Annotated in this window: 20 protein-coding genes; 12 read left to right on the top strand and 8 right to left on the bottom strand. The window is 69.3% G+C overall.

Annotated features, from left to right (window positions below; translation table 11 throughout):
• Positions 1-3: 3 nt before the first annotated feature.
• The 3 genes from RKE50_RS01680 to RKE50_RS01690 are packed head-to-tail and all read right to left on the bottom strand — an operon-like array spanning position 4 to position 5,671.
• Positions 4-1,374 carry a Na+/H+ antiporter NhaC family protein gene (locus RKE50_RS01680; protein WP_350033867.1) on the bottom strand — a complete coding sequence of 457 codons (1,371 nt, stop codon included), beginning with the start codon at positions 1,372-1,374 and terminating at the stop codon, positions 4-6.
• Between the two features lie 12 nt (positions 1,375-1,386).
• Positions 1,387-3,252 (bottom strand): NAD(P)-binding protein, encoded by a 1,866-nt coding sequence (locus tag RKE50_RS01685; protein ID WP_350033868.1) that lies wholly within the window; start codon positions 3,250-3,252, stop codon positions 1,387-1,389.
• 16 nt (positions 3,253-3,268) lie between these two features.
• On the bottom strand, positions 3,269-5,671 hold the full coding sequence (locus tag RKE50_RS01690; protein ID WP_350033870.1) for a TonB-dependent receptor: 2,403 nt from the start codon (positions 5,669-5,671) through the stop codon (positions 3,269-3,271).
• Positions 5,672-6,013: 342 nt separating this feature from the next.
• Here RKE50_RS01690 and RKE50_RS01695 point away from each other — a divergent pair, with 342 nt between their 5' ends.
• Positions 6,014-7,765 carry an amidohydrolase gene (locus RKE50_RS01695; RefSeq protein ID WP_350033871.1) on the top strand — a complete coding sequence of 584 codons (1,752 nt, stop codon included), beginning with the start codon at positions 6,014-6,016 and terminating at the stop codon, positions 7,763-7,765.
• Here RKE50_RS01695 and RKE50_RS01700 read toward each other — a convergent pair whose 3' ends face one another.
• Together RKE50_RS01700 and RKE50_RS01705 are read right to left on the bottom strand one after the other, a co-directional pair.
• Positions 7,766-9,169, bottom strand: coding sequence for a DUF1254 domain-containing protein (locus RKE50_RS01700; protein ID WP_350033872.1), 1,404 nt, complete (start codon positions 9,167-9,169; stop codon positions 7,766-7,768). It abuts the gene before it with no gap.
• An 8-nt stretch (positions 9,170-9,177) separates the two neighbouring features.
• Entirely contained in the window at positions 9,178-9,651 is a 474-nt protein-coding gene (locus RKE50_RS01705; RefSeq protein WP_350033874.1) for a GNAT family N-acetyltransferase, read from the bottom strand.
• Positions 9,652-9,736: 85 nt separating this feature from the next.
• Here RKE50_RS01705 and RKE50_RS01710 point away from each other — a divergent pair, with 85 nt between their 5' ends.
• The 6 genes from RKE50_RS01710 to RKE50_RS01735 all read left to right on the top strand — a co-directional run bounded on the left by RKE50_RS01710 (position 9,737) and on the right by RKE50_RS01735 (position 15,099).
• Entirely contained in the window at positions 9,737-11,113 is a 1,377-nt protein-coding gene (locus RKE50_RS01710) for an MFS transporter (protein WP_350033876.1), read from the top strand.
• 62 nt (positions 11,114-11,175) lie between these two features.
• Positions 11,176-11,619: an acyl-CoA thioesterase gene (locus RKE50_RS01715; RefSeq protein ID WP_350033878.1), complete on the top strand. Its 444-nt coding sequence runs from the start codon at positions 11,176-11,178 to the stop codon at positions 11,617-11,619.
• A 64-nt stretch (positions 11,620-11,683) separates the two neighbouring features.
• The gene (locus RKE50_RS01720) at positions 11,684-11,986 is read left to right on the top strand and encodes an ArsR/SmtB family transcription factor (RefSeq protein ID WP_350033880.1); all 303 of its coding nucleotides are present in this window, start codon (positions 11,684-11,686) and stop codon (positions 11,984-11,986) included.
• A 38-nt stretch (positions 11,987-12,024) separates the two neighbouring features.
• Positions 12,025-13,803 carry a cation:proton antiporter gene (locus tag RKE50_RS01725; RefSeq protein ID WP_350033882.1) on the top strand — a complete coding sequence of 593 codons (1,779 nt, stop codon included), beginning with the start codon at positions 12,025-12,027 and terminating at the stop codon, positions 13,801-13,803.
• Between the two features lie 46 nt (positions 13,804-13,849).
• Positions 13,850-14,467: a fumarylacetoacetate hydrolase family protein gene (locus RKE50_RS01730; protein WP_350033884.1), complete on the top strand. Its 618-nt coding sequence runs from the start codon at positions 13,850-13,852 to the stop codon at positions 14,465-14,467.
• An 80-nt stretch (positions 14,468-14,547) separates the two neighbouring features.
• Positions 14,548-15,099 (top strand): HNH endonuclease, encoded by a 552-nt coding sequence (locus RKE50_RS01735; RefSeq protein WP_350033885.1) that lies wholly within the window; start codon positions 14,548-14,550, stop codon positions 15,097-15,099.
• 81 nt (positions 15,100-15,180) lie between these two features.
• On the opposite strand, the gene gcvT is transcribed toward RKE50_RS01735, so the two are convergent.
• Positions 15,181-16,290, bottom strand: a complete 1,110-nt coding sequence (gene gcvT / locus RKE50_RS01740; protein WP_350033886.1) for a glycine cleavage system aminomethyltransferase GcvT — start codon at positions 16,288-16,290, stop codon at positions 15,181-15,183.
• 146 nt (positions 16,291-16,436) lie between these two features.
• Between gcvT and RKE50_RS01745 the strand changes: the two genes are divergently transcribed.
• Positions 16,437-16,943, top strand: a complete 507-nt coding sequence (locus RKE50_RS01745; protein ID WP_350033888.1) for a shikimate kinase — start codon at positions 16,437-16,439, stop codon at positions 16,941-16,943.
• 381 nt (positions 16,944-17,324) lie between these two features.
• Positions 17,325-17,543, top strand: coding sequence for a PA3496 family putative envelope integrity protein (locus tag RKE50_RS01750; RefSeq protein WP_350033890.1), 219 nt, complete (start codon positions 17,325-17,327; stop codon positions 17,541-17,543).
• A gap of 29 nt (positions 17,544-17,572) precedes the next feature.
• Here the strand turns inward: RKE50_RS01750 and RKE50_RS01755 are convergent, their stop codons facing one another.
• The gene (locus RKE50_RS01755; RefSeq protein ID WP_350033892.1) at positions 17,573-18,415 is read right to left on the bottom strand and encodes a hypothetical protein; all 843 of its coding nucleotides are present in this window, start codon (positions 18,413-18,415) and stop codon (positions 17,573-17,575) included.
• A gap of 7 nt (positions 18,416-18,422) precedes the next feature.
• Positions 18,423-19,772, bottom strand: a complete 1,350-nt coding sequence (locus RKE50_RS01760; protein ID WP_350033894.1) for a glutamine synthetase family protein — start codon at positions 19,770-19,772, stop codon at positions 18,423-18,425.
• 117 nt (positions 19,773-19,889) lie between these two features.
• Between RKE50_RS01760 and RKE50_RS01765 the strand changes: the two genes are divergently transcribed.
• From RKE50_RS01765 to RKE50_RS01775, 3 genes are all read left to right on the top strand, one after another.
• Positions 19,890-21,179 carry an NAD(P)/FAD-dependent oxidoreductase gene (locus RKE50_RS01765; RefSeq protein WP_350033896.1) on the top strand — a complete coding sequence of 430 codons (1,290 nt, stop codon included), beginning with the start codon at positions 19,890-19,892 and terminating at the stop codon, positions 21,177-21,179.
• A gap of 8 nt (positions 21,180-21,187) precedes the next feature.
• Positions 21,188-22,213, top strand: coding sequence for an EF-P beta-lysylation protein EpmB (gene epmB, locus RKE50_RS01770; RefSeq protein ID WP_350033898.1), 1,026 nt, complete (start codon positions 21,188-21,190; stop codon positions 22,211-22,213).
• Between the two features lie 112 nt (positions 22,214-22,325).
• Complete coding sequence (locus tag RKE50_RS01775) at positions 22,326-23,609, top strand: cyclic di-GMP phosphodiesterase (RefSeq protein ID WP_350033899.1); 1,284 nt, start codon at positions 22,326-22,328, stop codon at positions 23,607-23,609.
• The last annotated feature ends 1 nt before the right edge of the window (position 23,610 follow it).

The following is a 23,610-nucleotide window of genomic DNA, read 5'->3' on the forward strand; positions in this document are numbered from 1 at the left end:
GTGCTAAAGATAGCCGATGGCCAGGTAACCGGCCGCGGCGATGGCCGCGGCCACGAGCGCGTAGGGCAGCTGGGTCAGCGCATGCTGCAGCGGGGTGCAGCCCGTTGCCTGCGCCGTCAGCACCGTCGCGTCCGAGTAGAAGCAGGCGTGGCTGCCGAAGGTACTGGCCGAGAGCGTGGCGCCGATGAGCAGCGTCATGTCGGCACCGAGGCTCTGGCCGAGGCTGGCCACGATGGGCAGCACGATGACGAAAACGCCCCAGTTGGAGCCGGTCATGAAGGAGACCAGCCCCATGCCGATGAAGATCACCACCGGCAGCGACTGCGCCGAGAGCAGCGGCTCGAGGCTGGCGACCACGTAGGCGGGCAGGCCGAGATCGTCGTTCACCTCCTTGAGGATGAAGGCGGCCACCAGCACGGCCAGCGGCTCGATCATGATCTTGAAGCCGTCGATGACCGTGTCGAAGGTCTCGTGCAGGTCGAGCAGACGCATGACCAGCACGGTGATCACCGTGAGGCCGAGCGCAATGTAGATCCCGACGAGGAAATCGTTGTCTGCCAGCATGGTGGCGGCGACCAGGCCGACCATCGGCGCCACGAACAGCCACATCCTCGGCCTGACGCCGGCCTTCGGCTCGATGGAGCGGTTCGCCGCCTCGATGTGCGCGGCTTCCGGCGGCACCATTTCGCCTTCCTCGACCGCGCGGCGCTCGGCCGCGCGCATGGGGCCGAGGGACGGCAGCCAGCCCATGATGACCAGCGGCACCACCAGCACCGCCGCCCAGGCATAGAACATGTAGGGGATGGCGGCGATATAGGCCGCCAGCCCCTCGCCGTCCGCGGCCAGGTCGTTGGCAACGATCAGGCCGGCGAAAAAGGCGCCCCAGGTGGAGTAGGGAATGATCACGCTGATCGGCGCCGCCGTGGAATCGACGATGTAGGCAAGCTTCTCCCGGGAGACGCGGAAGCGGTCCGTGATGTCGCGCATTGCCGCGCCGACGGCGAGGGAGTTGAGGTAGTCGTCCACGAACATGGCGATGCCGAGCAGCCAGGTGATGAACAGCGCCCGTCGCTGTGTACCCGCGCGCCGGGTGAGATAGGCCGTGAAAGCCGCGGTGGACCCGGTGCGCAGGAGCAGGCCGATCAGGCCGCCCATGAGACCGCAGACCAGGATCACCCAGGCGACATCGGGGTCCGTCAGGACCGCGACGGAGGTCTCGGCCATGGCCGTCACGAAGCCCGGGCCATGGAGCATCATCAGGCCGAGCAGCGAACCGGAGAGCAGGGATTCGATGGGCCGGTGGGTCCACAGGGCGAGGACGAAGACCAGGCCCGTCGGCAACAGGCAGAGCGCACCCCAGTCGGTCGCCTCCACGGCCGCCCCCGGCTAGCCCAGCTGCTCGCGCGTGGCGCGCCAGGCCGCGTCAATGGCGCCGTCCACGAAGGCCCAGGCCGAGGCGTCGGAGTTGGCGATGGAGATGCGGCCGAGCTGCCGTGCGCCGAGCCGATGCGGGCCCTTGTCGCGGCCCCAGTCCGCAGGATCGAAGAGTTCGTTGTACTCGTAGGCATAGCCGTGGGGCCAGCGGTTCACCGTCAGCCCGGCGAGGTCCCGCTCCACGTCGAAACCGGCCACACCCAGCGCGCCGTCGAGCTGGCGGGTGATGCGACGCTCGAAACCGTCGAAGGAGAGCTCGTAGATGGCCCGGCGCCCGGCCCGGTGCTGCTCGACGGCGGAGAGGCCCAGGTCCGGCGCAGTGGGGATGTAGCTGCCGTGCAGCACCGTGGGCTGATCCGGGTCCCGGGCAAATTCGACCCCACCCATGCTGACGGGAAAATCGAGGCCGAAGGAGTGCATGAGGTCCGGCTGGGGCACGCTGATGCTGTGCATGCCCAGCTCGGCAAGGGGCCGCCAGTTGCGCACGGCCATGCTCACGTAGACCAGCGGTACCTTCTCGGAATACTCGATTGCCTCGCGCTGCGCCGCCGGCAGCTCGGGGCAGAGGTAGGGCACCATCGCGTTGTAGCAGGCCAGCACCGCGTGGCGGCCCCGCGCCTTGCGCACCTGGCCGTTGTGCACGTAGCAGACATCCACGGCAGACTCGTCGGGCAGGTGGCGCACGTCCACGGCCGTGCTCGACAGGCGCAGGCGGCAGGCCTGCCCCCGGCGGTCGAGCGCGCCGTAGTCGGCGCGCGCGAGGACCAGGTCCTCCATGGTGCTGCCCGGGATGGCCCCGGGAATGAGCGCGCGCACCAGGGAACGGGCGACGCCTGCGTTGCCGTCGGGAAAGTGGAAGATGTAGGGCTCGTCGCGCTCCGGCGCATCCGACGGGGGCTCCGGCAGGTCCAGGTAGCGCGTCCCGGGCATGCCGAGATCCGCGGCCTGGGCCGCGGACACCGCATCCCAGCCCACGCCCCACCAGCCGCGCATCTGGTCGCGGAACAGCAGGTACACGGCCTCGGGAACGCCGACGGTCCCGAGCAGGAAGTCCCGGTAGCTGGTGCGCTTCAGCCAGGGCACGCGCGCCTTCGGCGCCAGGTTGGCGAGGTAATTGCGCCGGCTCCCCAGCAGGTCGAGGAGCGCCTCGCGGGACGCATCGTCGATGGGATACGCGGCGATCTGCGCGGGGTCGAGCTTTTTCTCAGGGCTGCGCCAGAGGTCGAGCCCCGGCGCCGTGACATCGCGCCCATAGGCCTCGGCGCTGAACCAGGTGCCGGCCTCCAGGCCCATGCGTTCCGAGAACGCCTGGTCGAAATACTCGTAGAAGCGGTCCGTGACGATACCCACGTCGCGCAGCACCTTGCCGGCCTCCGGCGAGTACCTGCGCGGCGTATCGATGGACTGGCTGCCGCCGTAGCCCACGAGGAGCTCGCCGTCGACGGTGAACTCGTTGCGCCGGGCGTGACCGCCGAAGTCATCGTGGTTGTCGAGGATGAGGATACGGGCGTCCGGCCCCCTGGCCTGGCGCCAGTAGAAAGCCGCGGCGAGGCCGGAGATGCCGCCACCGACCACCACCAGGTCGTAGGGCGCCTCGTCCGGCGCCGCCGGGCGGGGATATTCCCGCCCCGCCCAGGCCACGGCGTGGGCGACGTCGAACGCGCCCGGGTGGCTCCCGCGCAGGCCGGTCAGGGCGGGTGGATAGGAAACCGGCTCCGTGCCGGCAAGCAGCTCGCCCGGCGCCAGCGTGCCGGCGGCCGTACCGAGGGCGACCCCGCCGAGGAAATCCCGGCGGGTGATCGACAGGCGTCGCGTCATCGCGACAGCTCCGGCGCTACAGGTTCCAGGTGAAACGCAAACCGGCGGTGCGCGGCCGACTGGGGCTGATATTCGACTGGACGTAGGGTGACATGCCGGTCACCCCTCCCTCGGCATCGAAGTACTCGTCGTCGAGGAGGTTCTCGACGTACAGGGCCAGCGCCCACCCCGCAGGCGCGCGGTAGCCGGCGAGGGCCTGCACCTCGGTGAAACTGCCGCCCATGGTGGCGCCCGCGGCGATGGTTTCCGGGGTAAAAGGCACCCAGTCCGAGGGGGCATCGTCTTCCCAGGAACCGGTCAGGTTGCCGAAAAGCTCCCCGCTGCCCAGGGGAATCGTGCCGTCGAGGGTGGCATAGGCGGTCCATTCCGGGATCCCGGGCAGGGGCGAACCTTCACAGGCATTGCGATCGCCCAGCACCTGCTCGCCATCGGCACAGAAGTCCTGAATCCCCTTGCCTTCGCTGTCGAACCAGGAAAAGCCGACTCCGAAGCTCCAGTTCTGGGCAAACGCGTAGTTCCATACGCCCTCGACACCTTGTCCGTCGACGGTACCGGTGTTGCAAACGGCCACGAGTGGCGAGCCCGGCTCGCTGCAGGTTGCTTGAAGATCCTCGTACTCATAGACGAACGCATTGAGCTGCACCTGGCTGGCGCCATCGAAGTGCGTGCCCTTATAGCCCACCTCGTAGGAAATGACCGTCTCCGAGTCGAAGGAAGCGGGCCGGTGCTGGCCCGGCACCGCCTCCAGGCTGCCGAAGGGGCCGCCGGGGGTAACCTGGAAGGTATCGAACCCCCCCTGCTTGTAGCCCGTGGTCACGCTCGCGTAGAGCAACTGCCCATCCGTGGGACGCCAGTTGACCACGGCGCGCCAGGTGGGCTCGCTCCAGCTCTGCGTGTCGGAAATCGGCCCCTCGGGGGTCGTGAAACCGGTCTGCACCACCTGGCCAATCAGGCTCTGGTTCCTGTCCGCCAGGACTTCCTGCGACAATTCCTTCTCGTCGTCGTTGTAGCGCACGCCGAAGCTGGCATCGAGCTGCTCGCTGAAGCGGAACTGCAGGTCGACGTAGGCGGCCCAGCCCTGAAACTTGCCGCGGGTGCGGTTCCAGTCGTCGATCAGGCCGTCGTTCGCGCTCGGGGTCCAGGTACTGGTACCGAAGTAGTAGAGGAGGTAATCGCTAAGCCCGTAGGTATTATAGTAGTCGAACAGGCCCTGGCAGTTGTCGCCGAAGTAGACGTTACAGTAGACGTCCTCGTCCTGCTGACCGAGGAACTCACTGTCGATGTCCTCGCGGTAATAGGAAACACCCGCATACCAGCTGAGCGGTCCATCCGTGTCCGAGGTCAGGCGGAGCTCCTGCTCAAAGTACTCCCCCTCCTGCTCCTGCTCGTAATTGAAGATCGTGAGCGCCGTGGCGTCGAAGTCCTCGGTGTAGTGGTAGTCGTGGTCTTTGTAGCCGGTCAGCGAGGTCAAGGTCGCCCAGCCGAGATCGAAGTTCACCTCGAGGCCGACCTGGAAAATCTCGCCGTTGTCGATGAGCCCGTTGCGGGGCTCGTCGATGCGAATGTCCCGAGGATCCTCGGGAACAGGGATTTCGCCGTAGATACTCTCGAGAAAAGCGTAGGCGGGGCCGTCTCCGGTAGCACGGTACACCGTGCCCGACTGCTCTCGATCCTCGTACTCGAGGTAAAGCGTCGCCTCCAGAGCGCCGCCGGTATCGTAGACGCCGGTCACCCGGAAAGCCGTCTTTTCGTGTTCGATGTGATCGTTGCCGGTAAACAAGTTGTCGACATAGCCGTCCTCGCGCGAGTGCAGACCGGCGACCCGCACGGCGAACGCATCGCCTAGGTTGAAGTTGGTGCCACCCTCGGCGCGGAAAATACCACGCTCCCCGCCGCGCAGGTCCACGTAGCTGTCGCTGTCGCCACGCACGGGCTTGCGGGTAATGACATTGAGAGCGCCGGCGATGGAGTTGCGTCCGAAGAGAAAACCCTGCGGCCCACGCAGGATTTCGGAACGCTCGAGATCGAAGATGCTGGTGACCGCCGCTCCGTTGCGGCCCTGGTAGAAACCGTTCTTGTAGACACCGAAGGAAGGATCGCCGCCGTTACCGAAGTCGTTGGTAGAGATACCTCGAACGGCGATGCTGTCGAGGAAGCTGTCCTTCGAGTTCCCTGTAACCCCGGGGGTAAAACTGACAAGGTCCTTGATATCGTCCGTGTTGACGGTGCGCAGGAAGTCGCCGGACAGGGCCTGTACCGCGAGTGGCACGTCCATGACGGACTCGGCCCGCTTGGTGGCGGTGACGATCACTTCCTCCAGCTGCTGCGCGCTGCTGGCGCCGGAAAACAGTGCTGCGGAGACGGCGAGGCTCAGGCCCCTGCGCGCGCTTGACGGGATGGAACGGTGACGCTTGCTCATGGCTACCCTCTCTTGTTAGCGAGCCCGGAGCGGACCACGCCGGCCGGACCGGTGCGCGTCGCGCTGAACTCGACGTTAGCTTGCGGGTGCCTTGCTACCGATCTGTCGCTGGGGCTGTTCGCCGCGTCCTGCGGCGTCCAGTCTTTGACTTCGCCCGTGTCCAGGAGTGCAAGCGATCGCCCGTCGGTATTTCGCTTGAGGCTACGCAAAAGCCCGGGGGCCGGCAAGCAGAAGCAGCGCCCCGGAGCTACCCATTAGGGGGTAGGCGCCATCGGCCCGGTGCCGGGTGCAGGCTATACTCCGGGGCAGAACACACGGGCGGAGGCGCGGGGGAACGACGGCATGCAGGCAGCTGATAACAGCTTTTTCCAGGGGGCCGCGATCGGACCCGCAACCCGCGCAGCGATCATCGCCACAGCGCTCACCCTGGCCGGCGCGCAGGCGGCTGCCCTGGAGGTCGCCGACCGCGTACTGCGCGGCGGCAAGGTCTACACGCTGAACAGCGATGCCCCCTGGGCCGAAGCGGTGGCGATCCGCGGCGACCGCATCCTGTATGTCGGCGACAACGCCGGCGTCGCCGCGTTCACCGGGCCCGGCACGGACACCCTGGAACTCGGCGGCCAGCTGGTGCTGCCCGGCTTCATCGACAGCCACATGCACATCGGCAGCACGCTGCCCTACCTCGAGGCCGTCGGCCTGTCGCCGGACATGGCGCCGGCGGAGCTGATCGAGACCATCCGCGCCCACGCCGAGGCCAACCCGGAGCTGGACCCGGTGCTGGGCTTCGGCTTCCTCGGTGCCGCCTTCGGTCCACAGGGACCGACGGCCGAGGACCTGGACCGGGCCGTGGCGGACCGGCCGGCGATCATCATCGACGAGGGCGGTCACTCGGCCTGGATCAACACCGCGGCCATGGAAAAGGTCGGCCTCGATGCCGACAGCGAGGACCCGATCCCCGGCGCGCACTACTACAAGCGCTACCCCGACGGGCGCCCCACGGGCTGGCTTATCGAGGGCGAGGCCTTCGGCTGGGTGAGCGATGCCCTGGGCGTCGCCTCCGGCGATGCGCTCGCCCGGGCGGCCGAGCAGTTCCTGCCGACCCTGTCGGCCATGGGGATCACCGCGGCCTTCGACGCGGGCATGATCGAGGGCGGCGGCCGCCTCTTCGACTTCATGGGCGGCCTCGCCGCCGAGGACCGGATTCCCCTGCGCATCGTCGGCTCCCACTACGTCAACAGCCCGCGGCAGCTGCCCACGGCCATCGACGACCTCGCCGCCCTGCAGGCGCGCTTTAACGGCGAGTTCTTCGACGTGCGCGTGCTCAAGCTGTCCCTCGACGGCACGGTGGAAGCCCAGACCGCCTACACCCTGGAGCCCTACCTGCAGCCGCCGGGGCACCGCGCCGAGCCGCTCATTCCCATCGGGCCGACCAGCGCGGTGGCCTCGGAGGCGGCGGCGCGGGGCATCGACATCCACATGCACGCCATCGGCGACGGCGCCGTGCGCATGGCCCTCGACATGGTGGCAACCGCCCGGGCGGCCCACCCGCAGACCACCAGCCGCTTCACGATCTGCCACGCGCAGGTCGTCAACCCGGCGGACGTGCCGCGCTTCGGCGAGCTGGGCGTTGTGGTCCAGTCGACGCCCACCTGGTACGCCTACGACGAGATCGCGCTGGCCTACCTGGGCGAGGAGCGGCTGGGGCACCTGTATCCGCTGCGCTCCATCGCCGAAGGCGGGGCGAAGGTGACCCTCGGCAGCGACTACCCGGCGAGCTGGATCGGCCTCAACGGCCTGGACCCGCTGTACAACATTGAGATGGCGCTCACCCGCCAGCCCGCCGGCGACGCGGACTACCCGGTCCAGCCCCCCGAGGACGAGCGCATCGCCCTGACCCGGGCGATCCGCGGCTACACGCTGGATGCGGCGTGGCAGCTGCGCCTGGAGGACGAGATCGGCTCCATCGAGCCCGGCAAGCAGGCAGACCTGGTGGTACTGAACCGGAACCTCTTCGACCTCGACCCCTATGCGATCCACGAGACCGACGTGGTCATGACCCTGGTCGACGGTGAGCTGGTCTACCGCGCGCCCTGATCAACCGCCTGCGGGCTGCACCGCCGGCGGCTGCCAGCGACCGGCGAGCACCTCGCCGCCGGGCTCGTACAGGCGCAGCGTCAGCTGCACCGGGCCGGCCGGCGGCAGCGGCAGCCAGTTCGCCAGCGCGTCGCCGGCCGGCGCCTCGGGCTGCAGCAACAGCGTGAGGCCGCCGTCCGCATCGCGGAGCAGCGCATCGGAGCTGCCCAGGCGATGCCGCCCGCCGACGCCTGGCAGCAGGTAGCCCTCGCCGTCATAAACCGTGAGCGACCAGAAGGCCCGCGCCGGCGGCAGGTTCCCCGGCGGGAAGCGCAAGCGGTAGGCGCGGCCGCCGCTCAGCGGGTCGCCGTTGTCGTCACGGTCGGTGGTCGGGTAGACGGCATCCTCGGGCAGGTTGGCGCCGAAACCGATCAGGGCGACGCCTGCGCGCAGCCGGTAGTCGGTGCCGTAGCGCCCCATACCATCGACCACGAGGCGCCAGCCGGTCGGCCCCCCGGCCGCATCCGCGACGGCGGCCGCCAGGCGCGTGCGTACCTCCTCGACGCCCCGCTCGAGCAGGCGCCGGGCCAGCCAGCCGTAGGCATCCCGATCGGGCCCGGCACCGGGCTCGACGCCGAGGCGGGCGAGCGAGGCCAGCGCCTCCCGGTCCGCCGGCGCCGCCGGGTTGTCGGCGAGGAGCGCGGCCAGGCGCTGGAAGAACGCCAGCGCCGGCAGCGCTGCGACACGGTCCGGCGGCAGACCACCGGCGACATCCGGCGCGGCAGCCGCCGCGGGCCAGGGCCCTGCCGCGGCGCCGCCCGTGGGCGCCAGCCGGACCCGGTCCTGCAACGCGTGAACCACCGGAAAGTCCGCTTCTCCCCGCGCGTGAATGCGGCCGAGGAGCCAGGCAATGCGCGTCGGAACGGCGACGAGCTCGGCGCCCTCCGGGACCTCGCCCGCCCAGCCGGGACCGGCAATGAGGAAACGACCCGGCCGGCCTTCCAGGGTCCGCGAGCCCGGAGAAGCCACCACGTTGCTCCAGCCGTCGAGGACCGGGAACTGGTAGAAGCGGTCGGGGATCGGCGGCAGCGTCAGCAGGAGCGGGCCCGAAGCCAGGTCCAGCCAGGCGATGGAATAGAGCGTGTCGAGGTTGGGACGCACCACGGCCCGGAAACCGGCGCCGGGAAACTCACGCACGTGGCGCAGGGCGTTCACGGCCGAGCCCGGCACGTCGGTGCCGCCGCTGCGCGCGGACTCGTCCATGAGCACCAGCGGGTAGCCGAACAGGTAGCCCCGGGCGGCGCTTTCCGCGAGTTCGCGCGGGCCGAGGTTACCCGGGTTGGCAAGCGCCCAGCGGTAGGCGGCACCGCCGAGGATCGCGAGGACCGCGAAAGCGAGAACGAGCGTGCGCAGGCTGCGGGTCATGGCGGGCCTCAGCTGACGAAACGGGGGTTGCGGAAGGGCCAGCGGCCGGCGAGCCAGTCGCGAAGAGCACCGCCGAGCTCGCCCTCGAGACCGGTTTCCAGCTCGCTCGAACGCACCCAGTAGCGCACGACGGCATCGTGCCCGGGCAGTGCCGTCGGTTCGATGTAGACACAGCCGAGCACCCGGCTTTCGTCGGGCGCCACCAGCGTGTAGGCGAAGGAGCTGCGGCGCTGGAACTCCTTCTCGTGCCAGCCGAGGTCGACGAGATTCTGGCGGCGGGTGAGTCCCGTGGGCCAGCCGGGACCGAAGCGCGCGAGCAGGTGCGCCTCGCTGCTGACCACCGCGTCGTAGTCGAGGTCGACATCGTCCACCGTGAGCATGCGCAGGCGCCAGCGCGGGGTCTCGAGCCCTGCCGGCACGGCAAAATCCGCGGCCACGAAGGCGCTGGTGGGGGCCGAAGCCTTGGCGACGCTCTCGGTCACGGTGCCGTTCCTCGCAACGGGATGACGACAGTTTACTCCGCGGACCGGCGTGCGTCCTTTTCCGGCCGCGGCGCGTAGGAAGGGCATGACATCAAAGCAAAGCACTCAGGAACGCTCGCCAGACACGCCGGCAGAGAGGGCTGCCGCGCCGGGGCTCGGGCTCCTCGCCGCCTACGGCGCCCTCGCCTTTCCCCTGGCCGCGGGCTTCATCGCCCTGCAGGTGATCGTGCCCACCTACTACGCCCAGGTGCTGGGCCTCAGCCTCAGCGCCGTGGGCGGCATTCTTCTCGTCGCCCGGCTCTGGGACCTGGTGACGGACCCGCTGGTGGGCTTTCTCTCCGACCGCACGCCGCCCCGCCTGGGCCGGCGCCGGGTGTGGGTCGCCGCCAGCGCCCCGCTCCTCGCCATCGCCGCCTGGTACCTGTTCAATCCCGCTCCCGGCGTGGGCAACGGCTACCTGTTCTGGTGGGGCATCGCCATCTATATCGCCGGCACCTTCGCCGTGGTGCCCATGAACGCCTGGGGCGCCGAGCTCTCCGCCGATTACCACCAGCGGGCGCGGATCACCGGTGCGCGCACCCTCTTCGGGCTGCTGGGCACCCTGAGCGGCCTGCTGCTCATCGACAATACGGATAACGAGACGCTGGCGGCGTCCCTGCGCGCCATCGCCCTGCTGCTGACCATCGGCCTCGCCGTCGTCGTGCCGTGGGCGGTCTGGCGGGTACCGGACCGCTCGCCGGTGACCGGCGGCGGCAACAGCCTGCGCGGCGCCTGGGCGCTTCTTCACCAACCCTCGCCGTTCCGGCGCCTGCTGCTGGCGTTCCTCGTCAACGGTACAGCCAACGCAATGCCCGCGACCCTGTTCCTGCTCTACGTGACCCACGTGCTCGAGCGCCCGGGCATCGCGGGACCGATCCTGTTCCTTTACTTCGCGGCCAGCGCCGTCTCCATTCCGGTCTGGGTGGCCGTCGCCCGGCGCATCGGCAAGCACCAGGCCTGGTGCGTGGCAGTCGTGGGCTCGTGCCTGTTCTTCGCCGGCGCACCCTTCCTCGGCGCCGGGGACACGGTGTGGTACATCGCGATCGTGGCGGGCACGGGGCTGATGATCGGCGCCGACCTCTCGCTGCCCAGCGCCATCAATGGCGACCTCATCGAGTGGGACGAGTGGGAGAACGGCCAGCGACGCCCCGGGCTCTTCTTTGCGCTCTGGGGCACCGCCTCGAAGCTCGCCTTCGCCCTGGCCGTGGGCACGATCTTCCCGCTGCTGGACCTGGTCGGCTTTTCGGCCCAGGGTGGCAACAGCGACCAGGCCGTGCGCCTGCTGGCGGTGCTCTACGGTGCGCCGAGCATCGCCCTCAAGCTGATCGCCGTCGCCATGATGGCCCGCTTCCCCATCGACGAGGCCGAGCACAGCGACCTGCGCCGGCGCCTCGCGGCGCGCGAGAACGCTGCCGCGAGCTAGCGGGGCGCTGGACAGCGCACGGGAGACGGCCGAGACTCCCCTTCAACAGGAGGGAGGACGGCATGAGCGCTACGGCACAGACACCGGCACACTGCGAGTACTTCAAGGTCCGCTACCGGGACACGGATGCCCAGGGGCACCTGTATTTCGCCAACTACCTCGTCTTCGCGGACGAGGCCGCCGGCACCTACATGTCATCGCTCGGCTTCGACTGGAGCGACCCGGCGGGGACGCCCTGTCTCGTGTTCACGGTGAACATCAACATCGACTACCTCGACGAGTGCCGCATCGAGGACACGGTGCGGGCGGAGGTCGGCTACAGCCGTCTCGGCAACTCGAGCGCACAGCTCGACTTCGCCCTGTACAACGATGCCTGCGGCACCGCCCTGGCCCGCGGGCACATCCACCAGGTCTTCGTCGACCGGGAGAGCCGGCGCTCCACGCCCATACCCGCCGCGCTGCGGGCGGCCATCCTGGCCCGCCAGCCCACGCTGGCCGATGCGTGAGCGAGCCCTTGCGTATTGCGGCGGGTGGGGCTACGTTCCGGGCACGGACGCCTGAGACAAACCGATGGACCCCGACAGGATGCGCGCCGCTGCCTCGGAGGTCACCGAGCTGCTGAAGCTTCTCGGCCACCGGGACCGACTGATGGTGCTGTGCGAGCTGAACAGTGGCGAGGCCTCGGTGGGCGAGCTCGCCCGGCGCCTCGGCATCAACCAGTCCCCCCTGTCCCAGCACCTCGCCCGCATGCGCCATCGCGGCGTGGTCGTCGCCCGCCGCCAAGCGCAGACCGTCTACTACCGCATCAGCGACGGCAAGGTCGCGGAGGTCGTCAGCGTCCTCTACACGCTGTACTGTAGCGACGACAACTGACGCCGCCCCGCGGGCGGCCCGCTGACCGGGGGACGCCCATGGAAAACCACCTGCTGTACATCCTCGCCGCCGTGCTGGTGCTCGGCGTGGGAGCGCAGTGGCTTTCCTGGCGGCTGAAGACGCCGTCGATCCTCGCCCTCCTGGTGCTCGGCATCGTCGCCGGTCCCGTTACCGGGGTGCTGCGCCCGGACGAGCAGTTCGGCGACCTGCTGTTTCCTTTCATCTCCCTGGGCGTCGCCCTGGTGCTGTTCGAGGGCGGCCTGACGCTGCGCTTCCGCGACCTGCGCGGGCACGGCCGCACAGTCACCAACCTGGTGAGCTGGGGCGCACTGCTCAACTGGCTGCTGATCGCCGGTGGCTGCGTCGCCTTCGCGGGCTTCGCGCCCCACCTGGCGCTGCTCTTCGCCGCCCTGATGGTGGTGACCGGGCCGACGGTCATCAACCCGCTGCTGCGAACCATGCGCGCCCGCGCCGATGTCAGCCAGGTGCTGCGCTGGGAGGGCATCCTCATCGACCCGGTCGGCGCCCTGCTCGCCGTGCTCGTCTTCCAGTACCTGGTGCCGGGAAGCGAGGGCTGGGTGGTCTTCGGCAAGAGCATCGCGGTGGGGCTGGTCGTCGGCCTCGCCGGCGCCTTCGGCCTCGGCTTCGTCCTGCGCAAGCGCTGGGTACCCGAGTACCTCGCCAACGTCGTCACCCTGGCCTGGGTGGTGCTGGTCTTCGCCACCAGCGATTTCGCGGCCCACGAGTCCGGCCTGCTCGCGGTGACCGTGATGGGCGTCCTGCTGGGCAACATGAAGGACGTCGGCGTCAGCGAGATCCTGAGCTTCAAGGAGAGCCTGTCGATCCTCGTCATCTCGGTGCTGTTCGTCGTCCTCGGTGCCCGGGTAGACCCGCTCGACATCCTCGCCACGGGCTGGGGCGGGGTCACGGTGCTGCTGGTCGTGCTCCTGGCCCGCCCGGTGATGGTCTGGGCCTGCACCATCGGCGCCGGCTACAGCTGGCAGCAGCGGGCGCTCCTGTCGTGGGTCGCGCCCCGGGGCATTGTCGCCGCCGCGGTCTCCAGTCTCTTCGCGCTGCGGCTTGCCGACGTCGGTTACAGCGATGCGGTGCAGCTCGTGCCCTACACCTTCCTCGTGATCATCGCCACGGTCGTCCTGCAGAGCATCACGGCGCGCCCCGTGACCCGCGCGCTGGGCCTTGCCGAGGAAGAACCGAACGGCATGCTTATCGTCGGCGCCAACCCGGTGGCCCGTGCCGTCGGCGACGTGCTCCGCCGCCAGGGCTTCCGGGTCAAGCTCGCCGACACCTCCTACGAGGAAGTGCGCGCGGCGCGCATGGCGGGCCTCGAGACCTACTACGGCGACCCGATCTCCTCGCATGCCGACCAGTACCTGGAACTCGTCGGCATCGGCCGGCTCTTTGCCATGTCCCGCCGCTCGCGCTGGAACACGCTGGCCTGCATGAAGTATCGCGGCGAGTTCGGGCCGAACCGCGTCTTCAGCCTGCGCAACGCGGAGGACCGGGACGCCAGCGAGCGCGAGCGCCTGCCGGAGGACTACCAGGTCCCGCGCATGTTCAGCGAGGATCTCTCCTACGAGAAGTTCGCCAGCCTGCTCGCCCAGGGCGCGGAGCTGAAGGTGATCAATCTCACCGAGACGTTCGACGTGGATAACTGGAAGGAGACCACGGGCAACCGGCTCATCCCGCTGTTCTCGCTGGGCGAGGGCCAGAAGCTGCGCGTATTCACCCAGGACGAGGAGCCGCCCCTGGACCCGGGCAGCAAGCTCATCGCCCTGGTCTGGGCCGCCCGGGACTGACACCCCGCGGTGCCGCGCCAACAGCCGTCGCCGGCAGGAGGTAGCCATGAACAGCATCGACGTTGACGGCCGCGCCGTCATCCCGTCCAAGATCCTCTGCGTCGGGCGCAACTACGTTCGCCACATCGAGGAACTCGGGAACGAGATACCGGACCAGATGGTCGTTTTTGCCAAGCCGAACTCGGCGATCGGCGACCGGCTGCAGGCAACGCGGGAAGGCGAGACGCTGCACTACGAGGGCGAGATCGCCCTGCTCGTGGAAGGCGGCCGCTACACCGCGGCGGCCTTCGGTCTGGACCTCACGCGGCGGGCGCTGCAGAGTGAGCTGAAGAGCAGGGGCCTGCCCTGGGAGCGGGCCAAGGCCTTCGACGGCGCGGCGCTGTTCAGCCCCTTTGCAGCCCTGGACCTTTCGCTCACCAGCCTTTCCCTGCGCCTCACCGTCGACGGCGAGGAACGGCAGACCGGCAGCGTGGGGCTCATGATTTACAAGCCCGCCTTCATCCTGGAAGAACTGTCCCGGGTATTCACGCTCGAGGACGGGGATATCGTCATGACCGGCACGCCGGCCGGCGTAGGGCCCATCGACCCCGGCGCGACCTTCGAGGGTACGGTGTTCGCAGACGACGCACCCCTCAGCAGCGCTCAGTGGCTTGCGCAGCCCTGACGAGGGATTGTCTCACTGCGGCAATTGCAGTAGCGTTAATCGAACTTCCCTGGATCGCGGCCTATGCGAGCGGTGCCGAAGTGCAAGCGATACTGAAGCTGGACCTCGCGGGGCAGCCCCGTGGGTGGATGAGCCTTCACGAGGCGATTACCGCTTACGCCCGTGGCGCGGTGGTCTACGGCATCGGCGACCTGCTGCCGCCGGTCTTTGGCGGCATCCAGCGCCTGAGCGGTGAGCGTTCCTTTATCCAAGTGCAGCCGATCGTCGCCCTCGACGGGCGCGTGATCCAGGGCTTCACCCCGCCGCTGTGCAACCGCACCCTGTTCCGCCGGGACGATCACCGCTGCCTCTACTGCGGCAACCAGTTCACCCGCGGCGAGCTGACCCGCGACCACGTGCTGCCCGTTTCCCGCGGCGGCTCGGACCGCTGGGAAAACGTGGTCGCCGCCTGCCGGCGCTGCAACTGGCAGAAGGACAACCAGACACCGGAGGAGGCGGGCATGCCGTTGCTGGCGGTGCCCTTCCGGCCGAACTCCTACGAGTGGCACTTCCTCGCCAAGGAGCGGATCCTCGCGGACCAGATGGAGTATCTCTCCAGGCAGTTCCGCGCCGAGCGCGACTGGGCCAACTGAGCGCCGGCGAGTTCCTCGCTCAAAACCCGCACAGCTTCTGAGCACCCTGTTTCTGCAGCTACCGCGGCATTCTGCGGGGAGTCAGCCGCGGTAGTAGCGCTGCGGCACGAACGGCATCCGCGCCACCGCCACCGGCAGGCGCTTGCCGCGGGCCTCGGCCTGCAGCGGCGTATCGACTTCGCTGAAGGCGGCAAGTACGTAGGCCATGGCGATGGGGCCGCCGGCGCTCGGCCCGTAGCAGGCCGAGGTGATGACGCCCACCTCCTCGCCGGACTCGGCGAACAGCGGTTGCCCGTCGCGCACGGGGCGCTTGCCCTCCACCCGCAGACCGACGCGGCGCCGCTCGGGGCCGGCAGCCTTGCGGCTGAAGATGGCATCGGCGCCGGGGAAGCCACCCTCGCGCTCGCCGCCCGGGCGGCGGGCCTTGCCCACGGACCAGTACAGGCCGGCGTCGACCACGTTGGTCCCGGCATCGAGTTCGTGGCCGTACAGGCAGAGCCCCGCCTCCAGGCGCAACGAGTCCCGTGCCCCCAGGCCCGCCGGCGCCACGCTCGGCACCGCGAGCAGGCGGCGGGCGACCGCCTCGGCGCCGGCGGCGGGCAGCGACAGCTCGAAGCCGTCCTCCCCGGTATAGCCGGAGCAGGTGACGTAGCAGTCGACGCCGTCGATGACCGCTTCGCTGCCGCGCAGGAAAGGCAGCCCGGCGAGCTCCGGGGCGAGCTCCGTCAGCACCGCGCGCGCGGCCGGCCCCTGCAGCGCGAGCAGGGCCCGGTCCTCCAGTACGGCCAGGGACTGTCCGTCAAGGCTGGCCTCGAGGTAGGCGATGTCCTCGGCCTTGCAGGCCGCGTTCACGACCAGGAAAAAGCGCTCCTCGCCCCAGCGGGTAATGATGAGGTCGTCGCGCACACCGCCCGCGTCATTGGTGAGCAGTGCGTAGCTCTGGCTGTGCGCCGGCAGCCCCGCGACATCCGCCGGTACCAGCCGCTCGAGCAGGGCCGCCGTGCCGGGGCCCTCGATGACGACCTGGCCCATGTGCGAAACGTCAAAGAGCCCCGCCAGCTCACGCGTGTGCTGGTGCTCGCGGAGGATGCCGGCGGGATACTGCACGGGCATCTCGTAGCCGGCGAAAGGCACCATGCGGGCCCCGAGTTCGCGGTGCAGGGCGTCGAGAGGAGTGGTCAGCAGGCTCATGGGCATTCTCCGGGCGGGCAGGCGCGACACTCTACCCAGCGCCCCGGCCGCGAGGCAAGCTGCTTCCGGGCACGGCGAGCGCGCGCCGCTTGCTGTGGCGGCAGGGAATCGCATAATGCCCCCTGCCCCAGCGAACGAGGCCCGCCATGACCAGCCGCCACCAGACCATCAGCCTCATTGGCATGCCCGGCGCGGGCAAGAGCACGGTCGGTGTCATTCTCGCCAAGCGCACGGGGCTCGCCTTCACCGATACGGACCTCGCCATCCAGGTGCGCGAGGGCGAGATCCTGCAGGACATCGTCGACCGCGTGGGCAACCCCCGCTTCCGCCATATCGAAGAGGAGGTGCTCCTCGAAGTGCCCCTCGACGATGCGGTGGTCTCGACCGGCGGCAGCGTGATCTACTCCGACGCCGTCATGCAGCGGCTCCGCGCCGCGGGGCCCGTGGTCTACCTCGCCGCGGATCTCGCCACCCTCGAGGCGCGGGTCGCCGCGAACCCGCTGCGCGGTATCGCCCGCGGCGCGGGGCAGAGCTACGCGGATGTCTACGCGGAGCGCTGCCCGCTCTACGAGCAGTACGCCGATATCATCGTGGACGCGGCCGCCGGCAACGCCGATGCCGTGGCCGACGCGATCTTCCGCGCGCTGCCCTGACCCCGGCGTGTCCGCGGGCGCGTCCGCGACACCGGCCGCCCTGCGGCCGGCCCGGAAAGCACGGCGAACCCGGGCCCCGGACGCTGGCACGCGCCTTGCTGATACACCCCCGGGCGGCCCGGTCTGCCACGCGCTCAGGGAGGAGCGGCGACAGGGACGTTGCACGGCACCCGCCAGGGAAGGGGCCGGGCCGCCTGGTTTCGAGGCGACGACCGGAGGCTGAAGCGATGGCTAGAGGAAAGGGATCGGCCGCCGGAACGGGCCGCGAAAGGCGACAGGTCTGACCCTGCAAATGCCAGCAAAATTCACTTTACTCGGCGGCTTCTGTGTCCGATATTCCGCGGAAATGGCGTGCTGGCCAATACCGGGGGAGGTTCTCTGATGGGTGAGCGCGAACAGGCTGCCGACCTGGACGGCAACGACGACGGCTTCGAGCCCCTCGTCGGCGATTACGACAACGACGACTTCGAGCCGCTGGAAGCCTTCAGCTCCCAGAAGCAGCGCCTTGCCGCCATGCGGCGGCGGGCGGAGCGACGGCTGGAGGAAAAGCGTCTGCGCGAGGAACTGGGCGACTACGACCTCGAGCTGGACGACTACTAGCCCGGGCGAAGGAAACCCGGCGGCGCGCCTCAGGCGGGCGCGCCGTGCGCCGTCTCCTGCTGCCAATCGAAGACGTTCAGCTCGATGAAGATGAACGCGAAGAGCCAGAGGAAGGCATCCCAGAAATCCAGGAAGTCCCCCGCGTAGCCCCAGTAGGCCGCCGCCAGGAACAGTACCCCGTACACCCCGAACTTCAGGAACTTGTTGATCCGCATAATGTGGTCCGACAGGTTGCCCCGCAGCTGCAGACGCACTTCCACCTCAAGCAGGAGCACCACCAGGATCCAGGCCCCGGCGTTGATCACGTCCGTCCACGCCAGCCAGCGCGCCTGCTGCAGCACGTCGGCGTCGGCCAGGATCTGGAAGCCGTCGATCTGCAGCGGTGCCGCGCCCAGGCCGGCACAGTTCGCAGTGGACAGCGGCGCGTACTTATCGAGCTTTTCGAGTACCGACCAGGGCTCGGACACCCGCTGGCAGGCGTCGAAGCCTTCGAGCACGGTGGCGTCCAGGAGCGTCGACAGCTCCGCCAGGTAGCCGGTGAACGCGTAGACGATTGCGGCGCCGCAGGCGAGCCGCGTCCAGTGCAGGGCCCTGCGCGTCCAGCCGCGGATCTGCTCGTCTTCCAGCACCGAGGTCTCCAGCTCGAACAGCAGCAGCAGGATCACCCAGGCCGCGGTGTCGATGGTCGCGGCGAAGACCTGCACCACCTCGCCCAGGGCGAGGCCGCCGGTAAAGGTATGCTCGAGGGAGAGCAGTTCCTCGCGCAGGAACAGGTAGACATTGAAGCAGAGCGCGAGATAGGTCGCGTACTTCACCGCCTGGAAGAGGCGGTAGCCGCGGCGGCTGTCGAACAGGCGACCGGTCAGGGTCATCGCTTGCTCAGACCTGCAGCAGGAGATGCTCCCGCTCCCAGGAGCTGATCACGCGGTTGAATTCCTCGAACTCGTCGAGCTTCACGGCCGTGTAGGCGCGCAGGAACAGGTCCCCGAAGAGGTCGCAGAGCGCGGGCGTGGCGCGCAGGTTGCGCAGACCCTCTTCCAGCGTGCGCGCAACTTCCACGTCGTCCTCATTCGCCGTGCCGGCGTGGGGCTCCGTGGGTGTCAGCTGCTCGCGCATGCCGAGGAGGCCGCTGGCCAGGCTCGCGGCAATGGCGAGATAGGGGTTGGCATCGGCGCCGGGGAAACGGTTCTCGACCCGCGTGTGGTCCGGCGCGCTGTGCGGCACCCGGAACGCGGTGGTGCGGTTGTCGAAGCCCCAGTTCAGGTTGATCGGCGCGGAGATGTCCGGCGCCAGGCGCCGGTAGGAATTCACGTTCGGCGCATAGAGGCTGATCAGCTCCGGCGTGTAGCGCTGCAGGCCGGCGATGTAGCTGAGTAGCGCCGGCGTGAAGCTGCCGTCGTCCTTGGCGAAAATGTTGCGCCCGGTCTCGACGTCAAGCACGCTCTGGTGGATGTGCAGCGCGCTGCCGGGCTCGATGCGCATGGGCTTGGCCATGAAAGTGGCGTACATGTCGTGCTTGTGCGCCGTCTCGCGCACGGTGCGCTTGAACACGAAGACCTGGTCCGCGAGCTTGAGCGGGTCGCCGTGGCGGAAGTTGATCTCCATCTGCGCGGCGCCGTTCTCGTGGATCAGCGTATCCACGTCGAGCTCCTGCGCATCGGCAAACTCGTACATGTCTTCCACGAAGTCCTCGAACTCCGCCACGGCATCGATGCCGTAGGACAGGCGCGCCGTCTCCTTGCGGCCGGAGCGGCCCGCCGGGGGCTCGAGCTCGTAGTCGGAGTCGAGGTTGCGGGCGACCAGGTAGAACTCGACCTCCGGTGCCACCACCGGCGACAGGCCGGCCTCGCTGTAGGCGGCGAGCACCTTGCGCAGGATCGTGCGCGAGGCCAGCGGGTGCAGGTCGCCCTTCAGGTTATAGCAGTCGTGGATGATCTGCGCGGTGGGCTCCCGCGCCCAGGGCACCACGCGCAGGGTGCTGACATCGGGCTTCAGCAGCATGTCCGTGTCGGTGGGCTCGACGAACTCCCAGTGCTCGTCCGAGTACTCGCCGGTCACGGTCTGGACCAGGATGCTCTCTGGGAGTTTCGGCAGGCTGTCGTTGAGGAACTGGTGCGCGGGGATGAACTTGCCGCGGGCGTTGCCGGTGAGGTCGGGCACCAGCACCTCGACCTCCGAGATCTGGTGTTGCTTGAGCCAGTCCCGGATGACCTGCTTTACATCGTCCATGGGCGCGTCCGCTGGGGGAGTTGACGGCAGTATCGCAGTACCTTTCGCGAGGCGGCAAGTGCGGCTAACCCCGGGGTGGTATCCTTGGCGCGCATCGCCAGCTGCTAGAGTTTTGCCATGGACGAAGGCCAGCCCCACACCGATTCCTGGTATGCCGCCAGTGCCAACCGCGACCTGACCTTTGCGCGCCTCGAGGGCGACCGGGAGGTCGACGTCTGCATCATCGGCGGCGGCTACACGGGCCTGTCCAGCGCCATCCACCTGCGCCGCCGCGGCTACAGCGTCATTCTTCTCGAGGCCAACAAGGTCGGCTGGGGCGCCTCCGGGCGCAACGGCGGCCACGTGGGTACCGGGCAGCGGGTCGACCAGCCCGAGCTCGAGAAAATGGTCGGCGATGAGCGCGCCCGGGCCCTCTGGGACCTCGGCCTCGAAGCCGTTGGCACGGTGTGCAGCCTCATCGACGAGTTCGCCATCGACTGCGAGCTGAAGACCGGCAACCTGCACGTCGCCTCGAGCGCCCAGGCGGGCGAGGACCTCGCCGGCGAGGCGGAGCACCTGGCAGAGCGCTACGGCTACGACCAGCTGCGCTACGTGCCGCCGGCGGAACTGCCCGAGTGGACCTCGGCCCAGGGCATGCACGGCGGCCTCATGGATTACGGCGCCCGCCACCTGCACCCGCTCAACTACGCCCTGGGCCTCGCGGCCGCGGCGCGCGACCTGGGCGCGGAGCTGTTCGAGGACAGCCGCGTCCTCGACTACCGGGAAGACACCGCCGTGCGCGTACGCACCGCGCGCGGCACGGTCAACGCGCGCTACCTCGTGCTCGGCTGCAACGGCTACCTCGACAAGCTCGAGAAGCGCTGCGCGGGGCGCATCATGCCCATCAACAACTACATGCTGGCCACGGAGCCGCTGCCGGAAGAGACCGCCCGCCGGCTGATCCGCGACGACGCCTCCATGTCCGACACGCGTTTCGTCATCAACTACTGGAAGCTGTCCGCGGACAACCGGCTGCTCTTCGGCGGCGGCGAAACCTACACGCGCACCTTCCCCAGTGACATCAAGGCCTTCGTGCGGCCCTACATGCTGAAGATCTACCCGGAGCTCGAGGACGCTGCCATCGAGTACGGCTGGGGCGGAACGCTGGCCATCACCATGAGCCGGCTCCCGGACCTCGGCCGCCTGTCCGCACGCATCTTCTACGCCCACGGCTACTCGGGGCACGGCGTACCCATCGCCACCCTCGCCGGCAAGATCCTCGCCGAGGTCATCAGCGGCAGCGCCGAACGCTTCGATATCATGGCCGGGATGCCCACGCGGCGTTTTCCCGGCGGCACCGTGCTCCGCTTCCCGGGCCTGGTCGCGGGCATGCTCTTCTACAGCCTGCGCGACCGCCTCGCCCGCTGACCCTGCCGATGACCCCGGACCCGATCCGCCTCACACCGGCGGGAGACTGGCAGGCGCAACTGCGCGCTGCCGTCGCGGACCCGGCCGAGCTCGCCGCGGCGCTGGACCTCGACCCGGGGCTCTTCGGCGACAGCGCGGGCGCGGCGGCGGCGTTCGCCCTGCGCGTGCCCCGGCCCTTCCTCGCCCGCATGCGCCCCGGCGACCCCGATGATCCGCTGCTCCGGCAGGTCATGGCCGCCGGTGCCGAGCTGCAGCCGGCGGCCGGCTTCAACGACGACCCGGTCGGCGAGGTTGCCGGCGCCAACCCGCGCCCCGGCATCGTGCAGAAGTACGGCGGCCGCGCCCTGCTGCTGGTGGCCGGTGGCTGCGCGGTGAACTGCCGCTACTGCTTCCGCCGCCACTTTCCCTATGGCGACAATGCCCTCGGGCGTCGCGAGCGGGACGAGGCGCTCGCCTGGCTCGCGGACCAGGAGGACCTCGAGGAGTTGATTCTCTCCGGCGGCGACCCCCTGCTCGCGGGCGACGGCTACCTGGCCGAGCTCGTGGACGCGCTGGCGCGACTGCCCCGGCTCAGGACGCTGCGCGTGCACACGCGGCTGCCGGTGGTCATCCCGGACCGGGTGACCCCCGGCCTGCTCGACGCCCTCGACCAGGAGGGCTTGCGGAGCGTCGTGGTGCTGCACGCCAACCACGGCAACGAGATCGACGCTGCCGTGCGCGCGGCCTGTGACCGGCTCCGGGCCCGGGGCATCACGCTGCTGAACCAGGCCGTGCTCCTCGCCGGGGTGAACGACAGCGCGGATGTCCTCGCCAACCTGTCGGATCGCCTCTGGGACGCGGGCGTCCTGCCCTACTACCTGCACCTCCTGGACCCGGTGCACGGCGCGGCCCACTTCGATGTGAGCGAGGAGTGCGCGCGCGCGCTGGTCGGCGAGCTGGCGACGCGCAGGCCCGGGTACCTCGTGCCGCGACTGGTGCGGGAAGTCCCCGGGGCCGCCAGCAAGCGCGAGCTGGCCCCCGCCTACCCGCGCTAGCCCCGCGGGCCCTGTCCCCGAAGCCCCGGGCTCTCGCTGGGCGCGCCGGGGCCATCTCGTGTAGGCTCGCAACTCAGGAAAGCTGCTAGTCCCGTCCCCGGTGGCCTGATAGATGCTCGAAATCGTCAAGGTAAACGTCGAAGATCTCGAGCTCGGCATGTTCGTGTCGGGCCTGGATCGATCCTGGCTGGAAAGCCCCTTTGCCGTGCAGGGCCTGCTCATCAAGGACGAGAAGGATCTGGCGACACTGCGCGCCCTGTGCAAGTACGTGTTCATCGACGTCGAGAAGGGCGAGCAGCGCGAGCCGCGGCGACCTGCTCCCCAGGTCGCGCCGGCGCACCACGAGCGCCGGCGCCAGCCGCGCAAGGGCAGCGACCCGATCACGCGGGATCGCCTCGACAAGGCCAAACTGCTGCCGGGCCGGGAGCTCACGACCTACCGGGACCAGTCCGACTGGGAGACCGAGTACCCGCAGGCCACGACGGCGGTCGATACACTCTCGGCCGAGGTGCGCGGCGTCTACGGCTCCCTCGCCCGCGGCGGTGCGGTGGACATGTTGAGCATCAAGCGCTCCGTGGAGCCGATGATCGACAGCATCACCCGCAACCCCGACGCATGTATATGGCTAGCACGGCTGCGGCAGCTCGACGAGTACACCTACCAGCATTCCGTGGCCACCTCGATCTGGGCCGTGGCCATGGGCCGGCAGCTGGGTCTGCCGAAGCAGGACCTGCGGACCCTCGCCGTCGGCGGCCTCCTGTTCGACGTCGGCAAGCTGCAGGTACCACCGGAGCTCCTGAACAGCCCGGAGCGCCTTGAAGGCGAGGATCTCGAGCAGGTGCGGGCCCACGTCCACCATGGCGCGGCCTTCATCACCGAGAGCGGCACCCTGAACAACGACATCATCGCGATGGCCCTGCACCACCACGAGCGTCACGACGGCTCCGGCTATCCCGATGGCCTGAAGGGCGACAACATTCCGATTTTCGCCCGCATCGCCGGCATCGTCGATTGCTACGATGCCCTCACCTCGGACCGCAGCTATGCGCGCGGGCAGTCGCCGTCGAGCGCCATCAAGTACCTCCACGACGTCCGGGACCGCGAATTCCAGGCGGAGTTCGTCGAGGAGTTCATCCAGGCTATCGGCATCTACCCGGCGGGTACGCTCGTCGAGCTGACCTCCGGGGAAGTCGCGGTCGTGGTGTCGGAGTACCGCTCCCGCCGCCTGCGCCCCCGGGTCCTCCTGCTCCTCGATGGCGACAAGCAGCCGCTGGCGAAGCCGCGCATGCTCGACCTGCTCGAGACCACGGAAGACGCGAGCGGAGGGCCGCTGGAGATTCTCACCAGCCTCGCGCCCGGCGCCCACGGCATCGACCCCTGCCGCCTGGGTCTGTGAC

It is taken from the genome of Pseudohaliea sp., assembly GCF_040217025.1.
In the GTDB taxonomy this organism is placed as follows: domain Bacteria; phylum Pseudomonadota; class Gammaproteobacteria; order Pseudomonadales; family Halieaceae; genus Pseudohaliea.